A 13,142-nucleotide genomic window follows, 5' to 3' on the forward strand; every position below is an offset into this window, starting at 1 on the left:
ATCTCCGCCCGGACCTCGTCCGCCAATGCCCGCAAACGCGGCAACGGCCAGCCCCGAAAATCCGATGGCGATTCTACTCCCTCCAGCAAGGGACGATCTCGTTCTAACGACATCCCTGCGCCTTACACCCTTGCCCCCGGCCTGTCGATTGTGACAAGCCGGCAACGCCCGATGGAAAAATGCGATAAATGACCCGTCCATGACCGCGAAGCCCGCCACGGGCGCCACCATCAGGCCCGCGCGCCTGGCCGATCTTGCCGCGCTGCAAAGCGTGATGGACCTGGCGATCGGCACGCTGCAATCCGCGTTTCTTGCCCCCGCCCAGATCGCGGCCAGCCGGGCGGTGATGGGCCTGGACCGGCAGCTGGTGGCGGATGGCACCTATTTCATCGCCGAAGCCGATGGCGCGCTGGCCGGCTGCGGCGGGTGGAGCCGGCGCGCGACGCTCTACGGCGGCGATCACAGCGCGGGCTTGCGCGAACCGCGCCTGCTCGATCCGGCCACCGAGGCGGCCCGCGTCCGCGCGATGTACACGCATCCGGCGTTCGCGCGGCGCGGCATCGGCCGGGCGCTGCTGGCCCATTGCGAGGCGGCGGCCCGCGCCGAAGGCTTCGCGCGTTGCGAACTGATGGCGACGCTGGCCGGCGAACCGCTTTACCGGGTGGCCGGGTACGATGTGATCGAGGAGATCGTGGACGATCGCGGCGGCGCCCCGGTGCCGCTCAAGCGCATGGGGAAAGTGCTTTAACCGCAATCCCCGCAGCGGCCGCGGATTTCCACCACCGGCCGCACATCGGCGAAGCCCGCATCCTGCGCCGCCTGGCGCAAGGCACCGGTCAGGCGATCGTCATCGATATGGATCGTATGCCCACACGAATCGCAGATCAGGAAGATGCAATCATGCCGGCAACCGGGATGGCTGTTCGCGACATAGGCGTTGGCGCTTTCCACCCGCCGGGCCAGGTTGGTGCGCACGAACAGGTCGAGGATGCGATAGACGCTGTTGGCGGCCACGCGCTTGCCGCGCCGCGCGCCCACGGTTTCGGCGATGTCATAGGCCGAGGCGGGCTTTTCCCGCTCGGCCAGCGCTTCGAACACGTCGGCGCGCATGTCGGTCCATTGTTCGCCCGAGGCGACGAGAACGTCGCGCGCGGCGCCGACCAGCGTGTCCTCTGCGTGTTCGTGATGATGGTGCCCCGGCATGTGCCCTAGATAGGAGCGCCGCACGCCCGGTGCAATCGCTCCGGAGCCATCGCGCCAGCCGGCCTCAGTTCACCGTGAACGAAGCTTTCCAGAACTGCGGGAACGTGCGCTTCAGCGCATCGACCTTGGGCACGTCCCAGCGGCGGATATAGCCGTGATCGGGGTTCCGCAACATGAAGTCCTGGTGATAGGCCTCCGCCGCGTAGAACCCCCGGTTGGGCTCGATCGCGGTGACGATCGGCGCGCGCCACAGGTTCGTCCGCCGCAGCTGCGCGACATAGGCGGCGGCCACGCGCGCCTGTTCCGGGCTTTGCGGCACGATGGCGTTGCGGTACTGCGTGCCGACGTCCGGCCCCTGCCGGTTGAGCTGGGTGGGATCGCTGGCGACGCCGAAGAAGATCCGCAGCAGCTCGTCATAGCGGATGCGCGCCGGATCGTAAGTGATCCGCACCGATTCCGCATGGCCGGTGCGCCCGGTGCTGACGGTTTCGTACCGCGCATCGCGCGCGCCGCCGCCTTCGAAGCCCGATACCACGCTGGTCACGCCCTTCACGTGGCTGAACACTGCCTCCATGCCCCAGAAGCAGCCGCCGGCGAATACCGCCGTGCGACGTCCGGGCGCCTCGCTGGCCTTCACCGCCGCTTCGGGCGTGGCGACCACGCCTTCGGCCTGCGCGGGCTGCTGGCAGGCGGCCAGCACGAGGGCAAGCGCAACGGCCAGGCCCGGTGCCCGCCGCATTATCACCGCGCTCCGGACGCGGGCGCGGCGGCCTGCGCCCCGCCTACCGCCACGTCCACCGCCGCCCCCGCCTTGGCGCTTTCCGCGCGCACGTCCGAGCCGATCGAAAGCGCCATGCCGGCCGTACCGATCAGGAAGCCGACGAGGAGAGCACGGAAGAAGTCAGGCGTGAACAGGCCCATGAGGGGATCTCTTGGCAATGGCGGCAGGGCGCCCTGGGAACGTATGTCGATCATGCCCGGTTCTTCGCCGCCGCGCTGTGAAGCGTTACACAGCCGGCGACATTTTGCGGAGCAACACGGCGCGGCCCACGTAGGGAGCCTTGTCGGCAGGACAAGAGGCATTCGACGATCGACATGGTCGATCCGGTCCAAATGCGACGAACGGAGGATGCCGGAAGCGGCCTTTCAGGCGCGCAGGCTGACCCATATCGGCGCGTGGTCGCTCGCCTTCTCGCGCCCGCGATAGGCCTTGTCGACTCCGGCCGCCACCAGCCGGTCAGCCAGTTCGGGCGAGAGCAGCGCGTGATCGATGCGGAAGCCGTGGTCGCGCTGCCACGCGCCGGCCTGATAATCCCAGAACGTCCACACCCCGCCGCGCGGGTTGTGCAGGTCGATTGCGTCGGTCCAGCCATCGTTGATCAGGCGGCGATAGGCATCGCGCGATTCGGGCTGCATCAGCGCGTCGGTCGCCATCGCGCGGACCGAGAACGTGTCCTTGTCCTCGGGAATCACGTTGTAATCGCCGATCACCAGCGCGGGGATCTCCTGCGCGGCAATCTCGGCCATGCGGGCGCGGAGGCGCTCCATCCAGCGCAGCTTGTAATCGAACTTCGGCCCCGGCTGCGGATTGCCGTTGGGCAGGTAGATGCACACCACGCGCAGCCCGAACACGTCAGCTTCGAGATAGCGCGCATGTTCGTCGTCCGGATCGCCGGGCAGCCCGCGGTGCGCTTCCACCGGCTTCTCGCCATCCGCCAGGATCGCCACGCCGTTGAAACCCTTCTGGCCGTGCCAGATGGCGTGGTAGCCGATCTTTTCGAACTCCGCGGCGGGGAAACCTTCGTCCTGCGTCTTGATCTCCTGCAGGCAGGCGACCGCGGGGCGGGTTTCCTCCAGCCATTCGAGCAGGCGCGGCAGGCGCGCCTTGATGCCGTTGATGTTGAAGCTGGCAACCTTGAGCGTGTTCATACCGCGAAAGAGGAGCCGCAACCGCAGCCCGATGCCGCGTTGGGATTGGTCACGCGGAAGGCCGAACCGCCCAGCGATTCGACATATTCGACCACGCTGCCCGCCAGCAGATCGAGGCTGACGGGATCGACCACCAGCCGCACGCCGTCGGTCTCGGCGATCGAATCGTCGTCCTGCGCCGCTTCGTCCAGCCCGAAGCGGTACTGGAAGCCCGAACAGCCGCCGCCTTCCACCGAAAGCCGGAGAATGGCGGGCTTGCCCTGCTTCGCGGCGATCGCGGCGATGCGGGTGGCTGCACTGGGTGCAAGCGAGACGGCGGGTTCGGTCATGCCCGACAAGATAGGCATGGTCGGCCCGTCACTCAAGCGGCGCCGTCAGACTCCCGGATTTCAGGCTCCGCTTCAGGCCTGCTGGATATAGACCCGCATGGCGTCCGCCTCGGCCTCGATGCGGTCGATGCGGTACTTCACCAGATCACCGATCGAGACGAAGGCGACCATCCGTCCGTTCTCGACCACCGGCAGGTGGCGGAACCGCCGCCGCGTCATCAGCGCGAGCGCTTCCATGACCGACGTGTCCGGCGCGATCGTGATGACCGGCGCGGTCATCACGTCGCGCACTTTCATCCGCAACGCATCGGCGCCGTGGTTCTGCAGCGAATAGAGCACATCGCGTTCGGAGAAGATGCCGGCCACGCCGTCCCCATCGCCATCCTGCACGGGAAGCGCGCCGATGCGCTTCTTCGCGAGCACTTCAACCGCATCGGCCACGGTATCTTCGGCATGGCACCGCCACACCTCCGCTCCGCGCCCGGCAATCAGCCTGGCAATGGTCATGACGCTATCCTTCCCCGTTAGGTGCAACCTCTTCCTGATCCGGGCTTGCCGGTCCCCGCCCTGGCTTGCGCCATCGCGGTTCGCTGCCCGTTCGATCGATCATGCCACCATCGCGGTGACAGTAAAGAGCGTTGACGGCGAAAGCGATTGCCAGCCCCTGCCGCGCGGCGCATGGAGAGCCGCGATATGCCCAGAATATCCCCGCTCGACGACCCCGCGAACGCCCGCTTCGCCTGGGCGCGCTATTTCCGGCTGATGCGCTGGATGGGGCTGGTCACGCTGTGCGTGATCGCGATGGTCGCGACCTATCTCTACGAGGTGGTCGGCTTCGTCTCGATCCATCTCTACATCGCGATCACCCTGGGCATCGGCCTGACGATGATGCTGATGGCGGCGCTGATGGGGCTGGTGTTCCTGTCCAGCGGCACCGGGCACGACGAGGCGATCGAAGACCCGTTCGAGCACGACGAAGGGTGGGGCGGATAGGCTTCAGCCTGCCGGCGGATTGAGCCGGTAATCCTCCACCGGCACGCCGCCGATCAGGTGTTCCTGAAGAATCCGCTCCAGCACCGGCGGCGTGCAGGAATGATACCACACGCCTTCCGGATAGACGACCGCCACCGGCCCGGCGAGGCACACGCGCAGGCATCCCGCCTTGTTGCGCAGCACGCCCGACGATCCGCCCAGCTTCAGTTCGCCCAGCCGCTTCTTGAGGAAGGCCCAGCTTTGCTGCCCCACTTCGCGCGGGCAGCACTTGTCCTTTTCCGGATCGACGCAAAGGAAGATATGCCGGCGCGGCGCGAAGCCGCCCAGCTTTTCAAGCGCGCTTTCGGCCTGGGCCAGTTCTTCGGGCGAAACGGTCATGCGCGGAGCATCCATTGATCGATCGCGGCACGCGCCGCATCGGGGAGCGGGTGGGGCCTGTCCCCGTCGACGCAGACGATCACGGTCCGCGCGGTGGCGACGGCGGCATCGCCCTGCACCAGCAATTGCTGCACGGTCCAGCTCGTCCGCCCGACCGCGACCGCGCCCACGTGGCAGCGCAGCGGCTGCGGGTAATGCCCCTGCGCCAGATAGTCGATCGAAACGCTCGCCACCATCGCGCGCAGCGGGCGGATCACGGTGCGGAAGCCCAGCGCCTCGTTGAAGCGCACGCGCGCATCTTCCAGCACCGCCGCTATGGCTACATTGTTGATGTGGTCGTTGGGATCGAGATCGGCGAAGCGGGTCGTGATTTCGAGGTCGAACGGATAGCGCGCGGCATCGAGCAGCGCCGAATCGGGTTTCGCCACGGCTCAGTCTGCCTTCCCGCCGCCCGTCTCGCCGCCCGCCCGGCCGCCACGATGCAGCCAGCGATCCAGCCAGGCGAACACCGTCTCATGCCATTGCAGTGAATTCTTCGCCTTGAGCACCCAGTGGTTCTCGTCGGGGAAGACCAGCAGTTCGGACGGGACCTTGCGCATCTGCAACGCGGTGAAGGCGGCAAGGCCCTGCGTATAGGGAATGCGGAAGTCCTTTTCGCTCGTCACCACCAGCATCGGCGTCTTCCACTTGGCCACGTGGTTCACCGGGTTCCACTTCTCGAACTCCTCGGGCGCCTCGTGATAGGCGTGGCCGCCGTGTTCCCATTCGTCGAACCACAGCTCCTCGGTTTCGTAGGCCATGGCACGCGCGTCGAACACGCCATCGTGCTGGACGATGCACTTGAACTTGTCGGGCCACTGGCCCTCGATCCAGTTCATCATGTACCCGCCATAAGACGCGCCCATCGCGCAGGCGTTGCCATCGTCGATCTGGGGATCGGCCGCCGCCGCCGCGGCCAGGCCCTTCTGCAGGTCCTCCAGCGGCTTGCCGCCCCAGTCGCGGTTGATGGCATCGACGAAGGCCTGGCCGTAGCCGGTGGAGCCGTGGAAATCGATCGCGACCACGGCATAGCCCTGGCTCGCCACGACACGCGCGTTCCAGCGGTTGGACCAGCCGTCGTTGAACGAGCCCTGCGGTCCGCCATGAACATAGAGGATCGCCGGCAGCTTGCCGGTGGTACCGGCGGGCTTGGTCACCCAGCCCCACACGGTATCGCCGTTCGCGCCCGTGAAGCTGAGGCGGCGGGTCACCACCGGGGCGCGTTCAGCCATGGTTGTGGCCGCCACGTCGGTCACGCGCAGCCCCGGCTTGCCCGCCTTGGCCACGTAGAGCTCGGCCGGCGCGTCGATCGTATCGCGCAGGAACACCACCCTCCCGTCTTTGAGCGGCAGGACGTTGCTGATGTGCCCTTCGCGCGCCTTGTCGGGCGACAGCGCCAGCCGCGCAACCTTGCCGCTCGCCGCGTCGATGCGGAACGCGGGCGTATCGAGCACGTCCTCGGCCGTGGCGATCAGGGCCTTGCCGTCGGGCGTCCAGGTCAGCGACGCGACCGAACGGTCCCAGCCCCCGGTCAGCGCGCGATCCTCACCCGTGGCCAGGTTGCGCAGGTGAACGACCAGCCGGTCGCTTTCATAGCCGGGCCGCGCCATCGCGGCATAGGCCAGCCATTTGCCGTCGGGTGAGACCGCCGGCATCGTGTCGGTCGCCGCGTTGGCGGCGGTCAGGTTCTTCGGCGCGGAACCATCGACCGGCGCCCACCACAGGTCGATGTTGGTCGAATGCGGCTCGTTCCGGTCGGCCTGCCGCGCGGCATAGATCACCGCGCGTCCATCGGCGCTCCACGCGATTTCTCCGCCATCGCCGAACGGCTTGGTCGGCGCATCGCCGACAAGGCCGCCCTGCGCCGGATCGCCATCGAGCGCGCGGCCGCTGTCGGTATCGATCCGCCCGTCGGCCCCCAGCGCGAAGGCGAACACGCGGCTGTAGTTGCCCGGCGTCTCCCATGCGTCCCAGTGCCGGACGAACCCCACGCCGTCCTTGTAAAGCCGCCCCGTGCCCGGCCCCGGCAGGCTGGTGTTGCCATCGCCGGCGCACCCGCCGAACGTGGGGCAGCTGCGCGCGATATCGCCCCACACGGCCAGCCGCCGGCCATCGGGCGAAAGCTTGAACCCGGCGACATCGGCCTTGAACGCCGTCACCTGCCGCGCGCTGTCGGGCGTGGCCGGCCGCACCGACCAGACTTGCGTGGTCGCGGCTGTGTCCGTGGCCGCACCGGCGGGCTTGCGGTCCGACAGCAGCCACAGCGTGCCGTCGGCCGCGAAGGCCGGATCGCTGACCGATCCCTCCCACGCCAGCTTCACCGGCGGCGCCTTGGCGTCGGTCAGCGATCTCAGCCAGATTGCCGTGGTGCGCTTGTAGGTGACGGGATCGGTGGTGGTCACGGTATAGGCCGCCCATGCTCCGTCGGGCGAAACCGTGGCCAAACCCAGCCGGTTCAGCGTGACGAGGTCCTGCGCCGACATTGGCGGCGGAGCGGCTCCGGCGGCAGCGGATGCCGTGTTGGCGAAAAGGGGCGAAACGAGGCAGGCGGCCAGCAGCGCCGCGCGAAGCGAAACGGTTTTCATGGAAACCGGGTTAGCGGCTCCGCCATCGAAGGCAAAGCGAATCGGCAGGAACGCGAATCGGGTTCCTGCCCTTCCGGTCCCTCCGAACCGGACGGCGGGTCAGCTCTTCTTGCCGACGATCCGCGTGATTTCGGCAGCGACCATCCGTTCGACCATGCCTGGCAGGTTCTTTTCCAGCCATTCGGACAGCATCGGGCGCAGCATGTCGCGCACCATGCCTTCCAGCGAAGTCTCGCCCGAGCGGACGATCTGCGGCTGGGCGCCTGGTTGCGCCAGCATCGACAGAGCCGCCAGCGAATCGCGCATGGAAACCGCGGCGGTTTCCGGAAGCAGCGGCGCGTCGTCCTCGTCCGTCATGGCATCGCCCTCGTCTTCGCACGCGTCCCCCGCCAGCAGGACCTCGGCGTCCTCCTCGGCAAGATCCAGAACATCGGCCGGGCGCGCGGCAAGAGCGGCGGGTGTGGGTACGGGCGCTTCGCGCCGCGCGCGCGCCTGCGCGGATTCGGCACGGTTATCCCGCGCGATCACCTTCTTGATCGATTCGAGTATTTCCTCGACCGAAGGTTCACCAGCCTGCCGCATCGCCTTTTCGCACCCCTGAAACAGACGCTCCGAATCCCCGCCGTTACGGAGCAGTCTGAGCAGGAATTGTCGCATCCTGGGCCGGTGTGTCAACGGTGCGTGTGGATTGGGCGACAGGTGCGGGATCGTGTGCCCAGTCCCATATGTTGTTCCGGACCCGGTCGTAGTTGACTTCGGGATCGTAGAGCACGCCGCCGTCCAGCCCCAGATCCTTGGCCTGCGCCTTGCCTATGGCGGACAGCAGGTTGAAGCCGGCGACATAGGCATTGCGCCGCGCGGTAACGAGCTGGACCTGCGCGTTGAGCAGTTCCTGTTCGGCGTTGAGGATGTCGAGAATCGTGCGGTTGCCCACGGTGTTTTCCGCGCGCACGCCTTCCAGGCTGAGCGCCGCGGCGTCCACCGCCGTCTGGTTCATCGTGATCACGTCGTTCGCCGCCTTCCACGAGGAATAGGCGGCGCGCACGGTGGCGATCACCTGCCGTTCGACGCCGATCTCCTGTTCCAGCGCCGCGCCTTCGCGCGCCTGCGCCTGGCGGATCTGCGCGGCGGGCAAGCCGCCCTGGAACAGCGGGATCGTGGCCCGCACCCCGGCCTGCGCCGTGGTGTAGGGCTGGACCGACACGACCTGGTTATTTTCGGCAAACTTCAGCGAGTTGACGTAGTTGTAGTAATCGCCCGTCGCGAACAGCGAGAGCTTGGGCAGGCGCGATGCGCCGGCCGCCTTGGTGTCGAAGCCGGCGGCCTTGCTCTGTTCCTGCGCGGCCTGGAGATCGGGATTGTTGGCCAGCGCAATCTGCACCGCATCGTCGGGCGTGGCCGGCAGGCCGGGCAGCGGCGGCGGCGCTTCCAGATCGGCCGGCACCTTGCCCACCACCTGGATGTAGGTTTCGCGGCTGGTAACGAGATTGGCCTCAGCCTGCCGCAACTGCCCGCGCGCCAGCGCGAGGCGCGAGTTCGATTGCGCCACGTCGGTCCGCGTCACGTCGCCGATCTCGAAGCGGTCGCTCGTCGCCTTCAGGTTCACTTCCAGAACCTGCACGTTGCTGCGGTTGAGGCCGACGATCGCCTGATCGCGGATCACGTCCATATAGGCGGCCACGGTCTGGCTGAAGACGCCCGATTCGGTGCCGCGCAGGCTGGCCTGGCCGGCCAGCACGCGGGTTTCGGCGGCATGGACCGAATTGCGCACGGACCCGCCCGAATAGACCGGCAGACCCGCGTTGACTTCGCCCACCAGCACGCGCGCCGGCGCGGTGAACGAGACCGGGCTGTTCTTGACGAATTCGGTATAGGTCGCGGTACCGGCCAGGCTGGGCAGGCCCGGAGCCTTGGCGGCGGCGACACCCGCGTCGGTGGCGCGCTGGTTGGCGCGCGCGGCCTGCAGCGTGGGGTTGGTGTTATAGGCCCCGACCAGCGCCTCGCGCAGGTCGTCCGCCAGGGCAGGGGCGGCCGGAAGCGCCAGCGCCGACCCGAACGCCGACCCCAGCAGGGTCGCGCGCAGCCAAGCGCTTCCTCGTCCGGCCCTGTCCCTCCCCATTTTCGTCATGACGTTCAGAAGCTCCACTTCTTCGGCGCGGCATAGTCGGCCAGCGCCGCGAAATCCGCTTCGCCCAGGCTGGCGAACGCGATTTCGCCCGCCACCTTGCGGCCGATGGCCAGCCGCGCCACGCCGCGTTCGATCAGGCCGGTAACGACACGGCCATCGTCGGCGAGCGCCGCCACGAGCGCCGCGGGCGCCACTTCGATCGCGCCATCGATCAGGATCAGCGAATAGGGACCGCCCTCCACGGTGGCACCGGGCGCGGCCAGCGTGACGCTGCCCACCAGCCTGCCCACCACGGCGGCGAGATAGGCGCCGGGCTTGCCGATCACCAGCACCGTGTCGGCAGGCACCGGTTCGGCGGCGGTCAGCATCTGCCCATGCGTCAGCGCCGGGGCCAGCACCGTGCCATCGCCCAGTGGCACCGCGCGATCGGCATAGGCCACCGCGCGCCGTTCCGCCGGCACGAAATCCTCCCGCGGGATCGCGGCGAAAGCGGCGAGAATCGCCGGATCGTTGACGCCGCTCACCCGGAGCTGGCTGTCGATCATCGCGCGCCGCGCCGGGGCAAGGTCCGCACCGGTCTCGGCGCCCATCGGCCGATCTTCCACCACTGTCATGCTATCCCTCGTAACTGGCCTGCAAAAAGCGACCCGCCACTGTATTACACCATCAATACACCAGTGCAACGCCGGTGTCGGGGCATTCCAGTCCGGGCTTCCGGGCACCGCCTGTAGAATATCGCTTTCCCCACGCCAAGCGCTTTGCACGTCGCCCGTCGGCGCGTAAGGGGCGCCCATCGATTCAACCGGCCAATCGGTCCGGCCGGCGCCGATCGGGCAGCGATCGGCCGGTAGCGGCCAGCCAGCGACGAAGGAGTCAGCGACAATGGCGGAAATGGTGACAATCCGGGAAGAAGACCTGATCGAAAGCGTCGCCGACGCGCTGCAATACATCAGCTACTTCCATCCGATGGACTACATCCGTGCGCTGGGCGAAGCCTACAAGGCGGAACAAGGCCCGGCGGCGAAGGACGCCATCGCCCAGATCCTGACCAACAGCCGCATGTGCGCCGAAGGCCACCGGCCGATCTGCCAGGACACCGGCATCGTCAATGTCTTCATCCAGTGGGGGCAGGATTGTCGCCTCGAATCCGACCGTTCGCTGCAGGACGTGGTCGATGAAGGCGTGCGCCGCGCCTACCTGAACCCGGACAACAAGCTGCGCGCCTCGGTGCTGGCGGACCCGGCCTTCACCCGCCGCAACACCAAGGACAACACGCCCTGCGTGCTCCATGTCGATATGGTGAAGGGCGGCAAGGTTTCGGTCGATGTCGCAGCCAAGGGCGGCGGGTCGGAAAACAAGTCCAAGTTTAAGATGATGAACCCCAGCGATTCGATCGTGGACTGGGTGGTGGAGATGCTGCCCCAGATGGGCGCCGGCTGGTGTCCGCCGGGCATGCTCGGCATCGGCATCGGCGGCACGGCGGAACATTGCGTGCTGCTGGCCAAGAAGGCGCTGATGGAGCCGATCGACATGGCCCAGCTCAAGGAGCGCGGGCCGCAGAACGATATCGAGAAGCTGCGCATCGAAATCTTCGACAAGGTCAACGCGCTGGGCATCGGCGCGCAGGGCCTGGGCGGGCTGTCGACGATCCTCGACGTCAAGATCATGGACGCGCCGTGCCACGCCGCCGGCAAGCCGATCGCGATGATCCCCAACTGCGCCGCCACGCGCCACGCGCACTTCACGCTCGATGGCTCCGGCCCCAGCTTCCTCGAACGCCCCAAGCTCGATGAATGGCCCGAAGTCCACTGGGCGCCCGACAGCGCGGCGAAGCGCGTCGATCTCGACAGCCTGACGCCCGAAGAGGTGCAGGGCTGGAAGGCGGGCGACCGCCTGCTGCTCAACGGCCGCATGCTGACCGGCCGCGATGCCGCGCACAAGCGGATCAAGGACATGCTGGCCAAGGGCGAGGAACTGCCCGTCGATTTCCGCGGCCGCGTGATCTACTATGTCGGCCCGGTCGATCCGGTGCGCGACGAAGTGGTCGGCCCCGCCGGCCCCACCACCGCCACGCGCATGGACAGCTTCTCCGACCAGATGCTGGACCTGGGCCTGCTGGCCAGCGTGGGCAAGGCGGAGCGCGGCCCTTCGGCCACGCAATCGATCGCCAACCACAAGTCCGCCTATCTCATGGCGGTAGGCGGCGCCGCCTACCTTGTCGCGCGCGCGATCAAGGAAGCGAAAGTCGTCGGCTTCGCGGACCTCGGCATGGAAGCGATCTACGAATTCACCGTGCAGGACATGCCGGTGACCGTGGCCGTCGACAGCGAAGGCCAGAACGTCCACCAGCTCGCCCCGCTGGTGTGGAAGAAGAAGATCGCCGAGGAAGGCCTGCTGCCCGCCTGACGCGGTTTGACGCAACGCAGTGCCGGGGGTTTCGCCTGGAACACCCGGCCCTGCGCCGCCGAATGCTCGACCAACCGCAGACTCCCCCCGACCAGCCGCGCTGGCGCTGGCGCTTGAACGCGGTGTAGAAGGCGGCAATGGCTTCCAGTTCCGCCTATCCCATCGGAGAAGCAGACACGCTCTCCGCCCGCCCCCATGTTCCCGCCCGGCAGGTCGTGCTGTCGGCGGCCGCGCTGTGGCTGTGCTACTTCCTGCTCGTTACCGTGCGCGGCATGGTGGTCGAACTGGGCGAATTCCAGGAACTGCTGTGGCGGCGCGCGCTGGTCACGCTGGCCGGAATCGTGGTCACGCTGCTGGCCTGGCCGCTGCTCCGCCGCTTCGACGGGCGCGGCATCGGCCTGCGCATCGGCGCGTCGCTGGTCATCATGCTGCCCGCCGCGCTGGCGCTGGCGGTCATCAACCAGCAGGCCTTCGCCTCGATCGAACAGCGCATCATGGAGCGCAAGCTCAACGAGGAAGCGGCGAAGGAGCCCGGCAGCGCGCGCGCCACGGCGCCAACCGATGCGGGCAGCCCGTTACCCGCGCCGGGGCAGACCACCGCTGCCGCACCTTCCGGCGGCATCAGGATGCGGCATGACCTGTCGGGCAACGTTCTGGTCGACCTGCCCGATCCGGTCGCGCCGAAAGCATCCTCGCCGCCGCCGTCGCCACCGGAACCACCGGCCGCGCAGGTTCCGCCCGCCCCGCCACCGGCGCCCGATTTCCCGCTGACCGTGCGCCGCAACGCGGATGGCAGCTCCGAGATGATCGCGCCGGGCGGCGTAATCGTGCGCCATAACGCGGACGGCACCGCGCAGGTCCGCGCCGGCCGGATGACGGCGGATGTCGATGGCGACGACGCTGACGACATCGCCCGCGCAATCGAGAACGCGCGCCGCCAGGTCGGCGATGGCCGCGCGCAGGGCGCCGAAGCCCGCCGCATCGCTTCCATGGAACGCCGCAAGGCCATGGAGGAAGGCCGCCGCATCGCCGCCGAGGAGCGGCGCAAGGCGTTCGAGGAAGTCCGCCGCGAACTGGCCGAGGCCGGCATCACCGTTCCGCCTCCGCCGGCCCCGGCCGCCGCGATGCCGGCGCCGCCCGCGCCGCCGGCTC

Annotated in this window: 16 protein-coding genes and 1 pseudogene; 5 read left to right on the top strand and 12 right to left on the bottom strand. The window is 68.1% G+C overall.

Annotated elements, in window-relative coordinates:
* Nucleotides 1-192 (top strand): hypothetical protein (locus EH199_RS24865; protein ID WP_223806884.1); only part of this gene is annotated, 192 nt, incomplete at its 5' end.
* Nucleotides 193-199: 7 nt separating this feature from the next.
* A complete protein-coding gene (locus EH199_RS22910) occupies nt 200-748 on the top strand; it encodes a GNAT family N-acetyltransferase (RefSeq protein WP_124811374.1) in 549 nt (182 codons plus the stop codon).
* Here the strand turns inward: EH199_RS22910 and EH199_RS22915 are convergent.
* From EH199_RS22915 to EH199_RS22940, 6 genes are all read right to left on the bottom strand, one after another.
* On the bottom strand, nt 745-1,203 hold the full coding sequence (locus tag EH199_RS22915; RefSeq protein ID WP_124811386.1) for a Fur family transcriptional regulator: 459 nt from the start codon (nt 1,201-1,203) through the stop codon (nt 745-747). The genes EH199_RS22910 and EH199_RS22915 overlap by 4 nt on opposite strands.
* A 64-nt stretch (nt 1,204-1,267) precedes the next feature.
* A complete protein-coding gene (msrA, locus tag EH199_RS22920; protein WP_124811375.1) occupies nt 1,268-1,942 on the bottom strand; it encodes a peptide-methionine (S)-S-oxide reductase MsrA in 675 nt (224 codons plus the stop codon).
* A gap of 2 nt (nt 1,943-1,944) precedes the next feature.
* The gene (locus EH199_RS22925) at nt 1,945-2,178 is read right to left on the bottom strand and encodes a hypothetical protein (protein ID WP_124811376.1); all 234 of its coding nucleotides are present in this window, start codon (nt 2,176-2,178) and stop codon (nt 1,945-1,947) included.
* A gap of 171 nt (nt 2,179-2,349) precedes the next feature.
* The gene (xth, locus tag EH199_RS22930) at nt 2,350-3,132 is read right to left on the bottom strand and encodes an exodeoxyribonuclease III (protein ID WP_124811377.1); all 783 of its coding nucleotides are present in this window, start codon (nt 3,130-3,132) and stop codon (nt 2,350-2,352) included.
* Complete coding sequence (erpA, locus tag EH199_RS22935; RefSeq protein WP_124811387.1) at nt 3,129-3,461, bottom strand: iron-sulfur cluster insertion protein ErpA; 333 nt, start codon at nt 3,459-3,461, stop codon at nt 3,129-3,131. The genes xth and erpA overlap by 4 nt, the downstream gene beginning before the upstream one ends.
* Nucleotides 3,462-3,533: 72 nt before the next feature.
* Complete coding sequence (locus EH199_RS22940; RefSeq protein WP_124811378.1) at nt 3,534-3,968, bottom strand: CBS domain-containing protein; 435 nt, start codon at nt 3,966-3,968, stop codon at nt 3,534-3,536.
* A gap of 186 nt (nt 3,969-4,154) precedes the next feature.
* Here EH199_RS22940 and EH199_RS22945 point away from each other — a divergent pair, with 186 nt between their 5' ends.
* A complete protein-coding gene (locus tag EH199_RS22945; protein ID WP_124811379.1) occupies nt 4,155-4,454 on the top strand; it encodes a hypothetical protein in 300 nt (99 codons plus the stop codon).
* A gap of 3 nt (nt 4,455-4,457) precedes the next feature.
* Here the strand turns inward: EH199_RS22945 and EH199_RS22950 are convergent, their stop codons facing one another.
* From EH199_RS22950 to EH199_RS22975, 6 genes are all read right to left on the bottom strand, one after another.
* Nucleotides 4,458-4,832, bottom strand: a complete 375-nt coding sequence (locus EH199_RS22950; protein ID WP_124811380.1) for a ferredoxin — start codon at nt 4,830-4,832, stop codon at nt 4,458-4,460.
* Complete coding sequence (locus EH199_RS22955) at nt 4,829-5,260, bottom strand: thioesterase family protein (RefSeq protein ID WP_124811381.1); 432 nt, start codon at nt 5,258-5,260, stop codon at nt 4,829-4,831. Before EH199_RS22955 ends, EH199_RS22950 begins: the two co-directional genes overlap by 4 nt.
* 3 nt (nt 5,261-5,263) lie before the next feature.
* Entirely contained in the window at nt 5,264-7,456 is a 2,193-nt protein-coding gene (locus EH199_RS22960; protein ID WP_124811382.1) for a S9 family peptidase, read from the bottom strand.
* A gap of 99 nt (nt 7,457-7,555) precedes the next feature.
* Nucleotides 7,556-8,038 carry a DUF2497 domain-containing protein gene (locus EH199_RS22965; RefSeq protein WP_124811383.1) on the bottom strand — a complete coding sequence of 161 codons (483 nt, stop codon included), beginning with the start codon at nt 8,036-8,038 and terminating at the stop codon, nt 7,556-7,558.
* Nucleotides 8,039-8,081: 43 nt separating this feature from the next.
* A complete protein-coding gene (locus tag EH199_RS22970; protein ID WP_223806885.1) occupies nt 8,082-9,584 on the bottom strand; it encodes a TolC family outer membrane protein in 1,503 nt (500 codons plus the stop codon).
* Nucleotides 9,585-9,589: 5 nt separating this feature from the next.
* On the bottom strand, nt 9,590-10,198 hold the full coding sequence (locus EH199_RS22975; protein WP_124811384.1) for a protein-L-isoaspartate O-methyltransferase: 609 nt from the start codon (nt 10,196-10,198) through the stop codon (nt 9,590-9,592).
* A 268-nt stretch (nt 10,199-10,466) separates the two neighbouring features.
* Here EH199_RS22975 and EH199_RS22980 point away from each other — a divergent pair, with 268 nt between their 5' ends.
* Nucleotides 10,467-11,990 (top strand): fumarate hydratase, encoded by a 1,524-nt coding sequence (locus tag EH199_RS22980; protein WP_124811385.1) that lies wholly within the window; start codon nt 10,467-10,469, stop codon nt 11,988-11,990.
* Nucleotides 11,991-12,127: 137 nt separating this feature from the next.
* Nucleotides 12,128-13,142, top strand: a pseudogene (locus EH199_RS22985) (hypothetical protein); the annotation flags it as partial.

The organism is Novosphingobium sp. LASN5T (assembly GCF_003856955.1).
Lineage (GTDB): Bacteria > Pseudomonadota > Alphaproteobacteria > Sphingomonadales > Sphingomonadaceae > Novosphingobium.

What these genes read in the sequence shown, in the direction of transcription:
- EH199_RS22915 (WP_124811386.1), bottom strand. Translation starts at nt 1,203, where the DNA reads ATGCCGGGGCACCATCATCACGAACACGCAGAGGACACGCTGGTCGGC.
- EH199_RS22975 (WP_124811384.1), bottom strand. Translation starts at nt 10,198, where the DNA reads ATGACAGTGGTGGAAGATCGGCCGATGGGCGCCGAGACCGGTGCGGAC.
- EH199_RS22910 (WP_124811374.1), top strand. Translation starts at nt 200, where the DNA reads ATGACCGCGAAGCCCGCCACGGGCGCCACCATCAGGCCCGCGCGCCTG.
- msrA (WP_124811375.1), bottom strand. Translation starts at nt 1,942, where the DNA reads ATGCGGCGGGCACCGGGCCTGGCCGTTGCGCTTGCCCTCGTGCTGGCC.
- EH199_RS22970 (WP_223806885.1), bottom strand. Translation starts at nt 9,584, where the DNA reads ATGACGAAAATGGGGAGGGACAGGGCCGGACGAGGAAGCGCTTGGCTG.
- EH199_RS22945 (WP_124811379.1), top strand. Translation starts at nt 4,155, where the DNA reads ATGCCCAGAATATCCCCGCTCGACGACCCCGCGAACGCCCGCTTCGCC.
- EH199_RS22950 (WP_124811380.1), bottom strand. Translation starts at nt 4,832, where the DNA reads ATGACCGTTTCGCCCGAAGAACTGGCCCAGGCCGAAAGCGCGCTTGAA.
- xth (WP_124811377.1), bottom strand. Translation starts at nt 3,132, where the DNA reads ATGAACACGCTCAAGGTTGCCAGCTTCAACATCAACGGCATCAAGGCG.
- EH199_RS22940 (WP_124811378.1), bottom strand. Translation starts at nt 3,968, where the DNA reads ATGACCATTGCCAGGCTGATTGCCGGGCGCGGAGCGGAGGTGTGGCGG.
- erpA (WP_124811387.1), bottom strand. Translation starts at nt 3,461, where the DNA reads ATGACCGAACCCGCCGTCTCGCTTGCACCCAGTGCAGCCACCCGCATC.
- EH199_RS22960 (WP_124811382.1), bottom strand. Translation starts at nt 7,456, where the DNA reads ATGAAAACCGTTTCGCTTCGCGCGGCGCTGCTGGCCGCCTGCCTCGTT.
- EH199_RS22980 (WP_124811385.1), top strand. Translation starts at nt 10,467, where the DNA reads ATGGCGGAAATGGTGACAATCCGGGAAGAAGACCTGATCGAAAGCGTC.
- EH199_RS22925 (WP_124811376.1), bottom strand. Translation starts at nt 2,178, where the DNA reads ATGATCGACATACGTTCCCAGGGCGCCCTGCCGCCATTGCCAAGAGAT.
- EH199_RS22965 (WP_124811383.1), bottom strand. Translation starts at nt 8,038, where the DNA reads ATGCGGCAGGCTGGTGAACCTTCGGTCGAGGAAATACTCGAATCGATC.